Annotated in this window: 16 protein-coding genes; 13 read left to right on the forward strand and 3 right to left on the reverse strand. The window is 72.5% G+C overall.

The genetic code is table 11. The annotated features are described in order from the left end of the window. Positions 1-208: 208 nt before the first annotated feature. Together OG210_RS27030 and OG210_RS27035 are read left to right on the forward strand one after the other, a co-directional pair. On the forward strand, positions 209-784 hold the full coding sequence (locus OG210_RS27030) for a cupin domain-containing protein (RefSeq protein WP_371539084.1): 576 nt from the start codon (positions 209-211) through the stop codon (positions 782-784). A gap of 55 nt (positions 785-839) precedes the next feature. Continuing rightward, positions 840-1856, forward strand: coding sequence for a DUF2510 domain-containing protein (locus OG210_RS27035; RefSeq protein ID WP_371539087.1), 1017 nt, complete (start codon positions 840-842; stop codon positions 1854-1856). A 75-nt stretch (positions 1857-1931) separates the two neighbouring features. Here OG210_RS27035 and OG210_RS27040 read toward each other — a convergent pair whose 3' ends face one another. After that, positions 1932-3134, reverse strand: a complete 1203-nt coding sequence (locus OG210_RS27040; RefSeq protein WP_328324888.1) for an amino acid deaminase/aldolase — start codon at positions 3132-3134, stop codon at positions 1932-1934. Positions 3135-3722: 588 nt separating this feature from the next. Here OG210_RS27040 and OG210_RS27045 point away from each other — a divergent pair. Next, positions 3723-4547 carry a hypothetical protein gene (locus OG210_RS27045; protein WP_328324886.1) on the forward strand — a complete coding sequence of 275 codons (825 nt, stop codon included), beginning with the start codon at positions 3723-3725 and terminating at the stop codon, positions 4545-4547. A gap of 109 nt (positions 4548-4656) precedes the next feature. After that, positions 4657-5865: a type VII secretion-associated serine protease mycosin gene (mycP, locus tag OG210_RS27050; protein ID WP_328324884.1), complete on the forward strand. Its 1209-nt coding sequence runs from the start codon at positions 4657-4659 to the stop codon at positions 5863-5865. Here the strand turns inward: mycP and OG210_RS27055 are convergent. Beyond that, positions 5840-6550 carry a serine hydrolase gene (locus OG210_RS27055; RefSeq protein WP_371539091.1) on the reverse strand — a complete coding sequence of 237 codons (711 nt, stop codon included), beginning with the start codon at positions 6548-6550 and terminating at the stop codon, positions 5840-5842. The two genes, mycP and OG210_RS27055, sit on opposite strands and share 26 nt — an antisense overlap. Positions 6551-6668: 118 nt before the next feature. Between OG210_RS27055 and OG210_RS27060 the strand changes: the two genes are divergently transcribed. Continuing rightward, on the forward strand, positions 6669-7394 hold the full coding sequence (locus OG210_RS27060; RefSeq protein WP_328324880.1) for an SseB family protein: 726 nt from the start codon (positions 6669-6671) through the stop codon (positions 7392-7394). 87 nt (positions 7395-7481) lie between these two features. Further along, positions 7482-8306, forward strand: a complete 825-nt coding sequence (locus tag OG210_RS27065; RefSeq protein ID WP_328324878.1) for an MIP family channel protein — start codon at positions 7482-7484, stop codon at positions 8304-8306. Here OG210_RS27065 and OG210_RS27070 read toward each other — a convergent pair. Then, positions 8297-8677, reverse strand: a complete 381-nt coding sequence (locus OG210_RS27070) for a DUF1844 domain-containing protein (RefSeq protein WP_328324876.1) — start codon at positions 8675-8677, stop codon at positions 8297-8299. The genes OG210_RS27065 and OG210_RS27070 overlap by 10 nt on opposite strands. Positions 8678-9039: 362 nt before the next feature. Here OG210_RS27070 and infC point away from each other — a divergent pair, with 362 nt between their 5' ends. The 7 genes from infC to pheT all read left to right on the forward strand — a co-directional run bounded on the left by infC (position 9040) and on the right by pheT (position 16549). Continuing rightward, positions 9040-9726 (forward strand): translation initiation factor IF-3, encoded by a 687-nt coding sequence (gene infC, locus OG210_RS27075; protein WP_328324874.1) that lies wholly within the window; start codon positions 9040-9042, stop codon positions 9724-9726. Positions 9727-9848: 122 nt separating this feature from the next. After that, complete coding sequence (gene rpmI / locus OG210_RS27080; RefSeq protein ID WP_164266672.1) at positions 9849-10043, forward strand: 50S ribosomal protein L35; 195 nt, start codon at positions 9849-9851, stop codon at positions 10041-10043. A 105-nt stretch (positions 10044-10148) separates the two neighbouring features. Then, positions 10149-10535 (forward strand): 50S ribosomal protein L20, encoded by a 387-nt coding sequence (gene rplT / locus OG210_RS27085; protein ID WP_266858771.1) that lies wholly within the window; start codon positions 10149-10151, stop codon positions 10533-10535. A gap of 184 nt (positions 10536-10719) precedes the next feature. Continuing rightward, positions 10720-11577: an RNA methyltransferase gene (locus OG210_RS27090; RefSeq protein ID WP_328324872.1), complete on the forward strand. Its 858-nt coding sequence runs from the start codon at positions 10720-10722 to the stop codon at positions 11575-11577. A 54-nt stretch (positions 11578-11631) separates the two neighbouring features. Continuing rightward, positions 11632-12774, forward strand: a complete 1143-nt coding sequence (locus OG210_RS27095; protein ID WP_328324869.1) for an ATP-binding protein — start codon at positions 11632-11634, stop codon at positions 12772-12774. A 122-nt stretch (positions 12775-12896) separates the two neighbouring features. After that, positions 12897-14024 (forward strand): phenylalanine--tRNA ligase subunit alpha, encoded by a 1128-nt coding sequence (gene pheS, locus OG210_RS27100; protein ID WP_164266676.1) that lies wholly within the window; start codon positions 12897-12899, stop codon positions 14022-14024. Further along, positions 14024-16549, forward strand: a complete 2526-nt coding sequence (gene pheT, locus OG210_RS27105) for a phenylalanine--tRNA ligase subunit beta (protein WP_328324866.1) — start codon at positions 14024-14026, stop codon at positions 16547-16549. Before pheS ends, pheT begins: the two co-directional genes overlap by 1 nt. Positions 16550-16558: the final 9 nt, after the last annotated feature.

A 16558-nucleotide genomic window follows, 5' to 3' on the forward strand; every position in this document is an offset into this window, starting at 1 on the left:
TTGCGGCGTTCCGGGCACTGCTGTCAACTTCGCACCACGGAACAGAACTTGGGGGCAGCGGGTCCGCGCGGTGCCGGTGGGGGCGCGCGCTTGTACGGCGGAAAGGTTGTACGACGCGGGTGTGGCAGGAGCGCCCTCCCGTGGCCCGAAGCTGCGTAAGGTGCTTGCAGACACGACGGGCGACAGGGCAAGGGGAGGGGAACCAGGGATGGACGCTAACGAGAAGGAGGCGTTCCGGGTGGGCGCCGCGGTCCGCAGGCGCCGCCGCACGCTGGGACTCACCCTCGCCAAGGTCTCCGCGCGCAGCGGGCTCTCGGTGCCCTTCCTCAGCCAGATCGAGAACGAGCGGGCCCGGCCGAGCGAGCGCTCGCTCCAGCGGGTCGCCGACGCGCTGGAGACCACGGCCGTGGAGCTGCTGGCCGCGTCCGACGCGGGACGCACGGTCGACGTCGTCCGCGCGACGGCCGGCACCGGGGCCGTCCCGGACCCCGAGCCGCAGATCCGGGACCTGGTACGCGGACACCACCAGCTGCACGCCATGGAGTTCACGGGTGAGCAGGAGACCGGGCGCGAGTTCCAGCACCGCAATGACGAGGTGCTGTACGTGGCCGAGGGCGCGGCCGAGGTGGAGGCCGAGGGCCGGGCGTACCGCCTGGGGCGCGGCGACAGCCTGTTCCTCTCCGGGGGAGTGCGGCACCGCTGGCGTGCCACGGCGCCCGAGACCCGGATCGTCGTCGTCGCCGTCGCCGAACACGTCGACGCGACTGCCGCCCCGCGGTGCTAGCTGCTGGGGTCGGGCCCGGCGCCGGGCGCCAGGGGCCTGACTCTGGAGTGAACGGATGACCCACACGACCCCGCCCGGCTGGTACCCGGACACCGGCCTGACCGCCACCGAGCGGTGGTGGGACGGCGCGGCCTGGACCGCTCACACCCGCCCGCTCGACGCCGTACCGCAGCAGTCCGGTCCGGCGCCGCAGGGCACCGGGGGCTTCGGCCCGCCGCAGCCGGGAACGCACCCCGTACCGCACGGCTTCGGTCCGCCGCCCGCGCCGGTGCCCGCGCCGGTGCCCGCGGTCCGGCGTGGGCCCGGCGGGCTGCCGCGCGCGGTGCCGATCGCCGTCGGCGCGGTGGCCGCCGCCGCCCTGGCCGTGACGGTGGTGGTCGCTGTGGTCAACAGCGGCGGTGACAGCGGAACGGCGCCCGCCCCGGCCGCGACCGGCGCGCCCGCCTCGCGCCCCGCCACGGCCGCCGGGAAGCACGGGTCGAAGGCCGGCGCGCCGCCGGCCGACGACCCCTCGCTGCTCGTCGACGAGCTGAACGGCATCACCCTGCCGGTCCCGGACGGCTGGGAGAAGCCGACGAGCACGGTCGACGACGTGACGACCATGGAGACCAGCCACTCCTACGAGTGCCCGGGCGACTCGGCCTCGTTCTGCTACCACGGCAGGGTGACCTCACGCACCGCCGACGAGACCGAACTCCCCTCGGCGGAGGCCGTGGCCAAGGCGGACATCAAGGACGCCGCCGACAGCTCGTACGACAGGGACCTCGTCGGAGATCTCAACTACGACGGCATCACCTCGCACACCCGGCTCGAGTCCCGGTCCGTGACCGTCGCGGGCCGCACCGGCTATCTGGTGCGCTGGCGGGTCAGGACCGGTGCGGGGCCCGGCGGTTACGTCCAGACCGTGGCCTTCCCGTCGCCGCTCGGCTCCGAGTCGATGGTGGTGGTGCGCCTCGCCTTCGACGCCGGGCCGGACGGACCGCCGCTCGGCGGGATGGACACCATCACCAGCGGGATCCGCCCCGTCGGCGATGCCACCAGCGGCGGCGTGGGCAGCAGCATCGGCCACTGACGCCACGTCATGCCACGTCATGCCACTTCGTGCGCTGCCGGGACCAGCCGCTGCGGGGACCGGCTGCTGTGGCGGCTACAGGAAGGTGTGGCCCTCACCGCGGTACGTCGGCGCCGTCCCGGTCACCCGGTCGCCCTCGATCAGCTGGAGTGCGTCGAACCGCTCGCACAGCTCACCCGACTTCGCGTGCCGGAACCACACCTTGTCGCCGATGAGCAGATCGTCGGCGGGCGAGCCCAGCAGCGGTGTCTGGACCTCGCCCGGCCCCTCCTGCGGGTCGTAGCGCAACCCCTCCGGAAGGTACGGGACGGGCAGCCGGTCCGGGCCCGCCGCACCCGACGCCGGGTAGCCGCCGCCGAGCACGGTCACCACGCCGACGCCCGGCCTGCGCACCACCGGCATGGCGAAGAGGGCCGCGGGACGCCCGGTGAACGAGGTGTAGTTGTCGAAGAGCCGCGGCACATAGAGACCGGAACCGGCCGCGATCTCGGTCACCGCGTCCTCGGCCGCCGTGTGCTGGACGCTGCCCGTCCCACCGCCGTTGACGAACTCCAGGCCGGGCGCCACCGCCCGCACCGCCCGCACCACGGCGGCCCGCCGGGCGGCAAGCTCCCTGCGGGCCGCCGACTGCATCAGCCGCACCGCGCGGGAACGCACCGGCCGCCCGGCGACCGAGTCGCCCACCCCGGCGATATGACCCTCGTACGCCATGAGACCCACCAGCCGGAACCCCGGACGGCGCGCCACCGACCGTGCCAGCTCGGCGAGTTGGGCGGGCTCGCGCAGCGGTGACCTGAGTGCTCCGATCCGTACCCGGCCGGCGAGCATCCGGAGCGAGGTGTCCAGCTCCAGGCAGACCCTGATCTCCTCGCGGCCGCCGTCGCGTGCGCGGTCGATCAGTTCGAGCTGGGCCGGATCGTCCACCATGACGGTCACGGCGGCGGCGAGCTTGGGGTCGCCCGCCAGCTCGGCGTAGCCACCGCGGTCGGCCGACGGGTACGCGAGGAGTACGTCATCGAAGCCCGAACGCGCCAGCCACAGCGACTCCGCCAGGGTGAAGGACATCAGCCCCTCGAACCCGTCCCGCTCCAGCACCCGTTCCAGGAGCGCCCGGCAGCGAACGGACTTGCTGGCCACCCGGACCGGTTTGCCGGCCGCACGGCGGACCAGGTCGTCGGCGTTGGCGTCGAAGGCTTCGAGGTCGACGATCGCCAGCGGGGCATCGAGAGCAGCGGTGGCCCGGTCGTACCGGGTCCGGTCAGCAGCACGGGGCGTCATGGCCGAAGCCTGCCAGACATGATTACCGGAGGGTAGGGGGATGTTCTGGGCAGATACCCCGTGCGTACCGTCCGGGTTCCCGCAGGTCCCCTGCCAGCCCGTAGAGTGACCGACGGACCAGCCAGGAAGGCGAATTCGGGCGGACGCACAGGGGGGCGGATGAGTACTGAGGCGCGACGTGCCCCCTTCCCGTCCTTCCCGCCCCGCCCGAAGGAACCGCCGCCCGCGCGGGCCGGCAAGGGGGAGCCTCCGGACGGGACCCCCACCGAGACCCCTACCGAGACGACGACCCGGCTGCGCCCTGTCGTCGACTCACCGGACTCACCTGAATCTTCGGCACCCTCTGCATCCCCGGAATCCGCAGCGTCCTCTGCACCCCCTCCATCCCCCGCATCTCCTGAGTCTCCCGAACCGCCCGGCACGCCCGCCGGTTCACCGGCCGGCCCGCCGCCCGGCGTCCCGCCCCGGCCCGGCACCGCGCCGCCCGCGCCGCCCGCGTTCCCGCCCCGGCCCCCGGTGCCCCCGCCCACCCGCCGCCGTCCGGTCGGCGCTGTCGATCTCACCCCGCGGCCGGGTGCGGGAGGCCCGGTGATCCGTACGCAGCCGCGTGCGGCCGCCGAGGAGATGCCGGTGGAGACCACCACCCGGCTGCGGCCCGTTCCGGCCCGGCACCCCGCCAGAGCCATGGGCGCCGCGGCCTGTGTGGTGCTCGGGCTCGGACTGCTCGGCGGCGCGGCCGCCGGGAGCATGCTCAGCGGTGACAGCGCCGCGGCCGGCCCCAGCGACGGGTTCACCGCATCGCGCGGCCTGTGGCACAGCACCCCGGTCGACACCCTCTTCCCTCCGACGCTCAAAGGCACCGGCGCGGGCCCCGGCGGCGCCGACCGCACCTGGACCAGGGTGGGCGTCGCACCGGACAGCACATGTACGGGCCGGCTCGACCCTCTGCTGCTGCGGGCGCTCCAGCCGGTGGGCTGCACCAGGATGGTGCGCGCGACGTACACCGATGCCACCAGCAGCAGCGTGACCACGGTCGGGATGGTCTTCACGGAGGCCGGCCCGGCGGCGATGGCCGCCCTGCACAAGAGGTTCGCGGCCGAGGGGCTCGACCGGCGCACCGATCTGATGCCCGGCACCTACCCGGTGAAGTCGACGGACGCCGCCTCCTTCGGCGACCGGCAGCGGGCGAGCTGGACGGTGAGCATCCTGACGGACGCGCCCGTGGTCATGTACGCGGTCTCGGGGTTCGCCGACGGGCGGACGGTCACCGACCCGCAGCCCGCCGCCCTGGCCATGGAGGAGTCGCAGACGACCGCCGCGGCCCAGGCGGGACTCGGCCATGAGGCCAAGGGCATCGAGGAGCGCGTCGAGCGGGCGCTGCGCAGGAACGTCGCCGCCACGGAGAAGCCCTGAACAGCGTCGCCGCAACGGAGAAGCCCGAACGGCAACCGACGGGCAGCCCTGAACCGCACACCGAAGCCTTGACCGTACGAGAGGCCCTGACCTGCACGGAGGAGCACCGATGAGACGCCGAGGCCCGACCGTGCTCACGGCCGTGCTGGCCGCCGCGGCCTTCACCGTGCTGCCCGCCGTCCCCGCCCGCGCCGACTCCATCCGCGCCCAGCAGTGGGAACTCGACGCCATGCACACCCAGCAGGCCTGGCGTACGACCAAGGGCCGGGGCGTCACCGTCGCCGTGCTCGACACCGGAGTCGACAGCGCCAACCCCGACCTCGCAGGGCAGGTGCTGCCCGACAAGGACCTGATCGGCTTCGGCGCGAAGCGCGGCGACCGGTCCTGGGCCCGGCACGGCACCGCGATGGCGGGCATCATCGCCGGACACGGTCACGGCCCGGGCCACGCGGACGGCGTCCTGGGCGTCGCACCCGAGGCGCACATCCTGCCGGTCCGGGTGATCCTCGAAGGCAGCGACCCGGCGATCAAGAAGGCCCGTGCCTCGCGCGGCGGCGCCCTGGCCACCGGCATCCGCTGGGCGGCCGACCACCACGCCGATGTCATCAACCTCTCCCTCGGCGACGACAGCGCGTCCGCCCGCCCGGAGCCCGGCCAGGACGCCGCCGTCCAGTACGCCCTCTCCAAGGGCTCGGTCGTGGTCGCGTCGGCGGGCAACGGCGGCGAGGACGGGGACCACATCTCCTACCCGGCCGCCTACCCCGGGGTGATCGCGGTGACCGCCGTCGACCGGTACGGCACCCATGCCTCCTTCTCCACCCGCCGCTGGTACGCCACCGTCAGCGCCCCCGGTGTCGACGTCGTGATCGCCGACCCCGACCGCAAGTACTACGAGGGCTGGGGCACCAGCGCGGCGTCCGCCTTCGTCTCGGGCGCGGTCGCGCTGGTGCGCGCCGCGTACCCGGACCTCACTCCGGCGCAGATCAAGAAGCTGCTCATGGACACCGCCCGGGACGCCCCGCAGGGCGGCCGCGACGACTCCCGCGGATACGGCATGGTCGACCCGGCGGCAGCGCTCGCGGCGGCGGCGAAGCTCGCCCCGGCGCAGATCCGTACGGAGGCCGCCGGGTACGGGAAGAAGTACTTCGGGCCGGGCCCCGACGCGGAGTCGAACGGCGGAGAGGCCGGTGTCTGGGTCGTCCCGCTGGCGGGCGGCGCGGGGGTGCTGCTGCTGGCCGGCGCGCTGCTGCTGTGGCGCCGGGGACCGTCCAGGAGCCCGCGTGGCGCCGGTTTCAGCCGGTTCCGCCGGTCGCTGTGACCGCGGCCCGCGCCGCCGCCTCGGTGACCGCGATCCCCGCCGGAAGGGTCGCGTGCCCGTCGGAGAGCACGGCGATCAGCCGGCCGCGGCCCTCCGCGGTCACCCGCCCGATGCTGTTGACGGTCCAGCGGGCGGCGGCGCCGCGCGGGAGCCAGCCGTTCTTCAGCGCCCAGCTGGTCCCCGCCGCCGAGACGCCCCACGCCTGACCGGGCACCACCTTCGCCATCAGCGACGTGAGGACGTCGCGCGAGGCCGGTTCCAGTGCGGAACCGCTGCCGAACACCGCCCGCAGCAGCGTCAGTTGGTCCCCGGCGGTGGTGCGGGTGAGACCCCACTCGCCGTTGGTTCCGCCCCGGGTGCGGGTGAGCCCGAGCCGCCGGACACCCGAGTCGAACCCTCGCGCACCGCCGATCGCCTTCCACAGGGCGGTGGCCGACGCGTTGTCGCTGTGCTCGATCATCGACGCGGCGAGAGCCTGCTCCGCAGCGCCGGGACCGCGTCCGGCGTCCTGCGCACGCAGCAGCAGCGTCGCGAGGATGCCCACCTTCACGATGCTGGCCGTGTGGTAACTGCCGCTCCCGTACGCGGCGGTGGCACCGGTCGCCGTGTCCAGCACCGCGACCGACAGCGAGGCGTCCCCCGCGACGGAGAGCAGTGCACGGGCCAGTGCCGCGTCCGGATCCACTTCGGGCCCTCCCGGGGCTGCTCGGCGCCGCCCGCCGCGGCGGGCGACGGGCGCCGCCGACGATACGGCCGTGCGGCCCGGCAGCCGGGTGCGGCCCCGCGACGGATAGGGTCGGAGCGTGGCGCTCAAGAACATTCCGGACTCCGGATTCTCCGACGACGACGGCACCGCCGACCCCCGGCTGACCGAGGCGCTCGCCGCCTGGTCGCAGGACAGGGCGGCCGAGCCGAAGGTGCTCGAAGCCCTCAAGGACGCCCGGCTGCTGGTGCCGGTCGTCGCGATGCTGGGCGAGGCCGAGACGGGCGAGGACGGGCTGCGCCGCGAGAAGTCCAGCGACATGGCGGTCCCCACGCTCCAGGCCGGTGACCGCAGGGCGCTCCCGGCGTTCACGTCGACCGCGTCGCTGGCCCGCTGGGACCCGCAGGCCCGCCCGGTCGCCGTACCGCTGCACCAGGCGCTGCAGGCCGCCGCCCATGAGCGCGCCGACACCCTCGTACTCGATCTGGCGGGCCCGGTCCCGTACGAGCTCAGGGGCGCCGCGCTGCTCGCCCTGGCGGAGGGGCGCACCACGGCCGACCCGCTGGACGACCCGGCCGTGGTGGAAGCGGTACGCGATGTCGTGGCCGCGCACCCGGCGGTGCTCCGCGCCCACCTGGGCCCCGGCCGGGCCGACGGCACCCTGGCGCTGGTCCTGGCACCCGGTGCGGACCAGTCGGCCGCCACCGCCGTCGCCACGGACCTGGCCGCCCACGAAGTGCTCAGGGCCCGGCTGGTGCAGGGGCTCGACCTGGCCCTGCTGCCCGCCGGGACACCGGCCCCGAACACGCCGCTCTTCGCGCGCTGACCCCCGGTCCCGGAGCCCCGGGAGGCAGTCTGGGCGCTTCCGACGAATAATTGCGGAGAAATCCGACAATCTTCGTGAGGTGAAGCTATGGAGACGGCGGAGACGCGGAGGATAGCCGCGGAGTTCCTGGGGACTCTGCTGCTGGTGTTCATCGCGGTGGGGTCCGTGGTGCTCGCCAGCGAGTACATCGGTGCCTTCGGTATCGCGCTCGCGTTCGGCTTCACCATGCTGGCGCTGGCCTACTCGCTCGGTGCGATCTCGGGCTGCCACATCAACCCGGCCGTGACGCTGGGCATGCTGCTGGCCGAACGCATCGACCTGCGCAGGGCGGTGGAGTACTGGATCGCGCAGTTCCTCGGCGGCATCGTCGGAGCCGCGCTGCTCTTCCTGCTCACCAAGCAGGTGCCGGGAATCAAGACCGACGGCCTGTTCGGCAGCAACGGATACGACAGCCGCTCGGCCGTCCACATCAACCTGGGCGGCGCCTTCCTGGCGGAACTGGCGCTGACCTTCGTCTACGTCTTCGTCGTGCTGGCCGTGACCCACAAGGTGGCCGTCGTGGGCTTCGACGGCCTGCCCATCGGTCTGGCGCTCGCGGCGGTCCATCTGATCGGCATCCCGCTGACCGGTACCTCGGTGAACCCGGCGCGGAGCCTCGGCCCGGCCCTCTTCGCCGGCGGCGCCGCGCTCTCCCAGCTGTGGCTCTTCATCGTGGCGCCGCTGGTCGGCGGGGCGCTCGCGGCCTACGCGCACCAGTTCACGCACCCTGTGGGGCTCACCGGCCACGAGGACGGGGACCTGAACGGCGGACCTGCCGGTGGCGCCCCCGCCGACGGCTCCCTGGGCGGTACCTCCCGGCCCGGCCCCCGGGGAACCTCGTGGATCCGGCGCGGGCCCCGCTCTCAGCCGTAGACCGGCCCGGTGAACTTCTCACCCGGCCCCTCGCCCGGCTCGTCGGGCACGGTGGAAGCCTCGCGGAACGCCAGCTGGAGCGACTTCAGGCCGTCGCGCAGCGGAGCCGCGTGGAAGGAGCTGATCTCCGTGGCGCTCGCCGTGATCAGTCCGGCCAGTGCCTGGATCAGCTTCCGGGCCTCGTCCAGGTCCTTGTGCTTCTCGCCGTCCTCGGCCAGGCCCAGGTTGACGGCGGCCGAGCTCATCAGATGCACCGCGACCGTCGTGATCACCTCGACCGCGGGGACGTCCGCGATGTCACGCGTCATGGAGTCGAAGCCGGGGGCTTCTTCGGGTTCTTCGGGGGTGGGGGAGGGGGTCGCGTCGCTCATGACGCACACGATATGCGGTGGTCCCGGTGCCCCCGCGCGGAGGCTGCCGCGCACCGGTTCGCCGCACCGGGTCCGGGGTGCTAACCTTGTGTAACGACCGGCCGGACACCTGTGTGCCCGGCCCACAAGTGGAGGCTCCGATCTCCCACCTGACCGTCCTCACGGACGGCGGGTCACCGGTCAGGCGGCGCCCATCGTTCCGTACGGACGATGGAAGCCACCCGATGTGCGCCCCGCGGTCGACGCGGCGGTGCTCCGGTATGTGAGGAGCTCCCGCCTGTGTCCCGTCCGGGGCGTTTTTCATGTTCCAGGTGCGGTTGGTCTGTCTAAACAGACGTTACGCGGCTGTCTGCCAGAGAGCCGTGTGGTGCTACCGAGGAGGATCCATCAGCGCCGAGCCCCGCATCAACGACCGGATTCGCGTTCCCGAGGTGCGACTTGTCGGACCCAGCGGCGAGCAGGTGGGCATTGTCCCGCTCGCGAAGGCCCTGGAACTGGCACAGGAGTACGACCTCGACCTGGTCGAGGTCGCGGCGACCGCCCGTCCGCCCGTGTGCAAGCTCATGGATTACGGGAAGTTCAAGTACGAGTCGGCCATGAAGGCCCGTGAGGCGCGCAAGAACCAGGCGCACACGGTCATCAAGGAGATGAAGCTCCGGCCGAAGATCGACCCGCACGACTACGACACCAAAAAGGGTCACGTCGTGCGCTTCCTCAAGCAGGGCGACAAGGTCAAGATCACGATCATGTTCCGCGGTCGCGAGCAGTCCCGCCCCGAACTGGGTTTCCGGCTGCTGCAGCGTCTCGCTTCGGACGTCGAGGACCTCGGGTTCATCGAGTCGAACCCGAAGCAGGACGGCCGAAACATGATCATGGTGCTTGGCCCGCACAAGAAGAAGACCGAGGCCATGGCCGAGGCGCGCGAGGCCCAGGCCGCCCGCAAGGCGGAGCGCCAGGGCTACGCGACCGAGGGGTCCGCGGACGAGGTCGCCGAGGCTCCGGCCGAGGCAGAGGCCGAAACGACGGCCGAGACCACCTCCGAAGCGTGACCGGACGGGCCACCAGCCAGGCGGCCCCGGGGTCCCGCCCGGAACACATACCAACGATCTGACGCTCCCGGTCTCCGGTGCCCGCACCGGGGGAGCGCCACTGACGAGGAGAGTACGGCGCGATGCCGAAGAACAAGACGCACAGCGGCTCCAGCAAGCGCTTCAAGATCACCGGCTCCGGCAAGGTGCTCCGTGAGCGCGCCGGCAAGCGCCACCTGCTGGAGCACAAGTCGTCCAAGAAGACGCGTTCGCTGACCGGCACCGTCGTGGTGGCCCCGGCCGACGCCAAGAAGATCAAGAAGCTTCTCGGCAAGTGACCTCGCGGCCCCCGGTCACCACCGGGGGCGCGAAGTCGGGACCGGGACCAATTCGTTTCCGGGCCGTGTGAGTTCACCCACGGCCCCGCTACAAGGAGTCAACAAGTGGCACGCGTCAAGCGGGCAGTCAACGCCCACAAGAAGCGCCGGGCAATTCTCGAAGCGGCCAAGGGCTACCGCGGTCAGCGTTCGCGCCTGTACCGCAAGGCCAAGGAGCAGGTCACCCACTCCCTGGTCTACAACTACAACGACCGCAAGAAGCGCAAGGGCGACTTCCGTCAGCTGTGGATCCAGCGCATCAACGCCGCTGCCCGCGAGAACGGCATGACGTACAACCGCCTCATCCAGGGTCTGAAGGCCGCCAACATCGAGGTGGACCGCAAGATCCTCGCCGAGCTGGCCGTCAACGACACCAACGCGTTCGCCGCGCTGGTCGAGGTCGCGCAGAAGGCGCTCCCGAGCGACGTCAACGCGCCGAAGACCGCTGCCTGATCAGGCACGCACTTCAGCCGGGAGACCGGCCGGCAGGACCCGCAGGCGCAAGCCGCCTGCGGGTCCGCTGTGTTCCGCAGACCGGTTGTACCCCCGCATGCCCCCTGTAGAACGACCGGGCTCCGGTGCCCAGCAGCCCGGACGTGCCGCAGTTCCGTACGTGAATAAGGTGAAAACGCCGACCATGGGCACCCCCGCCGAGCTGATCTCCCCGCGCTCCCCGCGCGTCGCCGCCGCCAAGCGGCTCGCCCGGCGCAACTTCCGTACCAAGGAACGCCGGTTCATCGCCGAGGGGCCACAGGCCGTGCGCGAGGCCGTGCAGCACCGGGTCGGCGGCGAGCCGACGCTCGTGGAGCTGTTCACCACCGTGGAGGCCGCCGAGCGGTACGCGCCCATCGTCGCCGCGGCGCGGGACGCCGGAGCGCGGATCCATCTCGCGGGCGACGACGTACTCGCCGAACTCTCCCAGACCATCACCCCGCAGGGCCTCGTCGGCGTCTGCCGCTTCCTGGATTCGCCCTTCGAGGAGATCCTCGCGGCGCGGCCCCGGCTGGTGGCCGTGCTCGCGCATGTCCGCGACCCCGGCAACGCCGGGACGGTGCTGCGCTGCGCCGACGCCGCGGGTGCCGACGCCGTCGTCCTCACCGACGCCTCCGTCGACCTGTACAACCCCAAGTCCGTACGCGCGTCGGTCGGTTCGCACTTCCATCTGCCCGTCGCGGTCGGCGTCCCCGTCGAGCGGGCCGTCGCCGGGCTGAAGGCCGCCGGGGTACGGATCCTCGCAGCCGACGGCGCGGGCGATGACGACCTCGACGCAGAACTCGACGCGGGCACCATGGGCGGTCCGAGCGCCTGGGTGTTCGGCAACGAGGCATGGGGGCTCCCCGAGGAGACCCGGGCCCTCGCCGACGCCGTGGTCCGCGTCCCCATCCACGGCCGGGCCGAGAGTCTCAATCTCGCCACGGCCGCCGCCGTCTGCCTCTACGCGTCCGCGCGTGCGCAGCGCGCTTCCGGAGGGTGCCGCTCCGTCACCTCCAGCTAGTAGGGTGACGAGTTCGGGGGCCCACTGCGCTATTCGGAGAGGTGGGATACGGGGATGGCTGTCTCATCGGGCAGTGCGTCATCGCACGGACACGGATCGCCGCTGAACGGAACCGGCGGGTCCGTCGGCCCCGGCGGTCCCACCGGATCCGGGGTCGACCCCGACGAACTCCCCGACGGTCTGGTCGTCGCCGACGAGCACGGCCGGATCATCTGCTTCAACACCGCCGCCGCACGGATCACCGCCGTACCGCGAGCCGCCGCACTCGGCCGCCCACTGGAGCAGGCGCTGCCCCTGGAAGACCTCAAGGGGCGCCGCTGGTGGACCCTGACCGACCCGTACGGCGGGCTCGCCATCCGCTACGGCCAGCCCGAGCGCAATCTGCTGCTGCCCGGCGGTCGCGAGGTGCTGGTCTCCGCGCGGTACATACGGGAGCACCCCACCGGGCCGGTACGGCGGGTGGTCGTCTCGCTCCGCGGCACCGAGGCGCGCCGCCGCACCGAGCGCAGCCACGCCGAGCTGATAGCGACCGTCGCGCACGAACTGCGCTCCCCGCTGACGTCGGTCAAAGGATTCACCGCGACCCTGCTCGCCAAATGGGAGCGCTTCACCGACGCACAGAAGCGGCTCATGCTGGAGACCGTCGACGCCGACGCCAACCGGGTCACCCGGCTGATCGCCGAACTCCTCGACATCTCGCGCATCGACTCGGGCCGGCTGGAGCTGCGCCGCCAGCCCGTCGACATCGCCGCGGCCGTCGACCGGCACATCCAGGCCCACACCGCTTCCGGCCAGGACCCCGACCGGTTCCTGGTCCGGATCCAGCAGCCGCTGCCCGATCTCTGGGCCGACCCCGACAAGATCGACCAGATCCTCGGCAACCTGCTGGAAAATGCGGTGCGCCACGGCGAGGGAACCGTCACCATCGAGGTGGCGGCAGCCGCCGCGAAGAACGACGAGAAGGGGACGGGCGTCACGGTGACCGACGAGGGCCCCGGTATCCCCGAGGAGTCGATGAGCCGCGTCTTCACCCGCTTCTGGCGGGGCAGCAAGCGCGGCGGCACCGGGCTCGGCCTGTACATCGTCAAGGGCATCGTCGAGGCGCACGGCGGGACGATCACCGTCGGCCGCGGGGCGGGCGGCGGAGCGGAGTTCCGATTTATCCTGCCCGTGGGTGCCCCGGCCTACCTGGCTTAGAGGACCTGCGGGCTTCTTCGACCTCCTGCGACCTCTAGAATCGACCTTTGGCACGTTTGCGTCCTTGACGTCGCTGTCGGCGAGCAGGTCGCCTCAGCCAGAAATCGGAAGTACGGGAAGAGATGTCGGCACCGAACAAGTCGTACGACCCTGTTGAGGTCGAGGCACTGAAACCGGAAGAGATCGAGCGGATGCGGAGCGAGGCGCTCGCCGCCTTCGCCGCCGCGGGCGATCTCGACGCGCTCGCGCACGCCAAGACGGCCCACACCGGCGGTACCTCGCCGCTGGCGCTCGCCAACCGCGAGATCGGCGCGCTGCCGCCGCAGGCCAAGGCCGACGCGGGCAAGCGCGTCGGTATGGCGCGCGGCGCCGTGAACAAGGCCCTCGCGGCCCGCCAGGCGGAGCTGGAGACCGAGCGCGACGAGCGGGTCCTGGTCGAGGAGGCAGTGGATGTCACGCTGCCCTACGACCGCACCCCGGCCGGCGCCCGCCATCCGCTGACCACCTTCATGGAGCGGGTCTCGGACATCTTCGTGGCCATGGGCTACGAGGTCGCCGAGGGCCCGGAGGTCGAGGCGGAGTGGTTCAACTTCGACGCCCTGAACTTCACGCCCGACCACCCGGCCCGGCAGATGCAGGACACCTTCTTCGTCCAGGGCCCCGAGGGCACCGAGGGCGACGAGTCCGGTGTCGTGCTGCGGACGCACACCTCGCCGGTCCAGGCGCGCACCCTGCTCGACCGCGAGCCGCCCGTCTACGTCGTCTGCCCGGGGCGGGTCTACCGCACCGACGAGCTGGACGCGACGCACACGCCGGTCTTCCACCAGATCGAGCTGCTCGCCGTGGACGAGGGCCTCACCATGGCCGACCTCAAGGGCACCCTGGACCACATGGTGCAGGCACTCTTCGGCCAGGACATGACGACCCGGCTGCGCCCGAACTACTTCCCGTTCACCGAGCCGTCCGCCGAGATGGACATGCAGTGCTACGTCTGCCGCGGCGCATCGGTGGGCAACCCCGACCGCCCCTGCCGTACCTGCTCCAGCGAGGGCTGGATCGAGCTGGGCGGCTGCGGGATGGTCAACCCCAAGGTGCTCACCGCCTGCGGTGTCGACCCCCAGAAGTACAGCGGATTCGCCTTCGGGTTCGGCATCGAACGGATGCTGATGTTCCGCCACAACGTCGAAGACATGCGAGACATGGTCGAGGGTGACATCCGGTTCACCCGGCCGTTCGGGATGGAGATCTGATGCGGGTCCCGCTTTCCTGGCTGCGGGAGTACGTCGATCTCCCCGCCACCGAGACCGGTCGTGACGTACAGGCCAAGCTGATCGGCGTCGGCCTGGAGGTCGAGACCGTCGAGCAGACCGGCGCGGGCCTCAAGGGTCCGCTGGTCGTCGGAGAAGTACTGACCATCGAGGAGCTGGAGGGCTTCAAGAAGCCCATCCGCTTCTGCACCGTCGACGTCGGCACCGCCAACGGCACCGGCGCTCCGCAGGAGATCGTCTGCGGCGCCCGGAACTTCGCCGTCGGCGACAAGGTCGTCGTGGTCCTGCCCGGCGCGGTCCTGCCCGGCGACTTCGCCATCGCCGCGCGCAAGACGTACGGCAAGACCTCGCACGGCATGATCTGCTCCGGCGACGAGCTGGGCATGGGCGACGACGGCACGCACGGCATCATCGTGCTGCCGCCCGGCCATGAGCCCGGCACCGACGCCATCGCGCTGCTCGAACTGGTCGACGAGGTGCTCGACATCGCCGTCACCCCCGACCGCGGCTACGCGCTGTCGATCCGCGGCGTCGCACGCGAGACCGCGACCGCCTACGGGCTGCCGCTGAGCGACCCGGCGCTGCTCGACGTGGCACCGCCCAACGCGTTCGGCTACCCGGTGAAGATCGCTGACCCGAGCGGCTGCGACCGCTTCACCGCCCGTACGGTCACCGGCCTCGACGTCGAGGCCCGGACGCCGATCTGGCTCCAGCGCCGGCTGCAGAAGGCCGGTATGCGGCCGGTCTCGCTCGCCGTCGACATCACCAACTATGTGATGCTGGAGCTCGGCCAGCCGCTGCACGCCTACGACCGCACCCGGATCGAAGGGCCGATCGGCGTACGCAGGGCCGTGGCGGGCGAGAAGTTCACCACGCTCGACGGTGCCGCCCGGGTACTCGACGCCGGTGACCTGGTCATCACCGACGACCGCGGCCCCATCGGCCTGGCCGGGGTGATGGGCGGGGCCAACACCGAGATCGCCGACGTCACCACCGACCCGGAGACCGGACAGCTCCGCGGCACCACCGACGTCGTCATCGAGGCGGCGCACTTCGACGCGCTCTCCATCTCGCGCACCGCACGCCGCCACAAGCTGGCATCCGAGGCGTCCAAGCGCTTCGAGCGGGGTGTCGACCCGGAGGCCGCTTCGGCGGCCGCCCAGCGGACCGCCGACCTCCTGGTGCTGCTCGCCGGCGGCACCGTCGAGGCCGGGGTCACCGAGGTCGTCGCGCCGTCGGCGCCGCGCACCCTCCAGATGCCCGCCGACCACCCGGACAAGGTGGCGGGTGTCGCGTACGGCCGGGAGACCGTCGTACGCCGCCTCCAGCAGGTCGGCTGCGACGTCTACGGTCAGGACGAGCTCATCGTCACCGTGCCGTCCTGGCGCCCCGACCTCGCGTACCCCAACGACCTGGCCGAAGAGGTCATCCGTCTCGAGGGATACGAGAACCTCCCGTCGACGCTGCCGAGGCCCCCGGCGGGCCGCGGGCTCACCGAGCGGCAGCGGCTGCACCGCAGGGTCGGCCGCGCGCTGGCCGGCGCGGGCTTCGTCGAGGCACTGAACTACCCGTTCACCGGCGACGCCGCGTTCGACCAGCTCGGGCTGGCCGCCGATGACCCGCGCCGCGCCACGGTCAAGCTGGTCAACCCGATCTCCGACGAGGAGCCCGCGCTGCGCACCACGCTGCTGCCGGGGCTGCTCGGCGCGCTGCGGCGCAACACCGGACGCGGCTCGCACGACCTGGCGCTCTTCGAGACCGGTCTGGTCTTCCGGCCGACCGGTGAGGAGCGGGTGCCCGCACGGCTGCCCGTCGACCGCAGGCCCACCGACGAGGAGATCGCCGGGATCACCGCCGCGCTGCCGCGCCAGCCGCGCCGGGTCGCGGCCGTCCTGGCCGGTGCGCGCGAGCAGGCTGGCTGGTGGGGCAAGGGCCGCCCGGCCGACTGGGCGGACGCCGTCGAGGCGGCCCGTACCGTCGCCCGCGAGGCCGGTGTGGAGCTGATCGTCCGCGGTGGCCGGCACGAGCCGTGGCACCCCGGCCGGTGCGCCGCGCTGTACGTCGTCGTGGACGGCGCGGAAGTCCTCGCCGGGCACGCGGGCGAGCTGCACCCGCGCGTCATCAAGGCGTTCCACCTCCCCGAGCGCAGCTGCGCCATGGAGCTGGAGCTCGATGTGGTGGAGCGGGCCGCCATCACGCTCGTCGCGCCCCGGATCTCCTCCTTCCCGGTGGCGACCCAGGACGTCGCGCTCGTCGTTCCCGCCGGGGTACCGGCCGTGGACGTCGAGGCGGCGCTGCACGAGGGCGCGGGTGAACTCCTCGAATCGCTGCGGCTGTTCGACGTCTTCACCGGTGAGCAGATCGGCGAGGGCAAGAAGTCCCTGGCGTACGCGCTGCGCTTCCGCGCGGCCGACCGCACGCTGACCGTCGACGAGGCGACCGCCGCGCGGGACGCCGCCGTCGCGCTCGCGACGGAGCGGACCGGGGCGGTGCTGCGCGGCGCGTAACCGCCGTTC

It is taken from the genome of Streptomyces sp. NBC_00466 (assembly GCF_041433995.1).
Classification (GTDB): domain Bacteria; phylum Actinomycetota; class Actinomycetes; order Streptomycetales; family Streptomycetaceae; genus Streptomyces.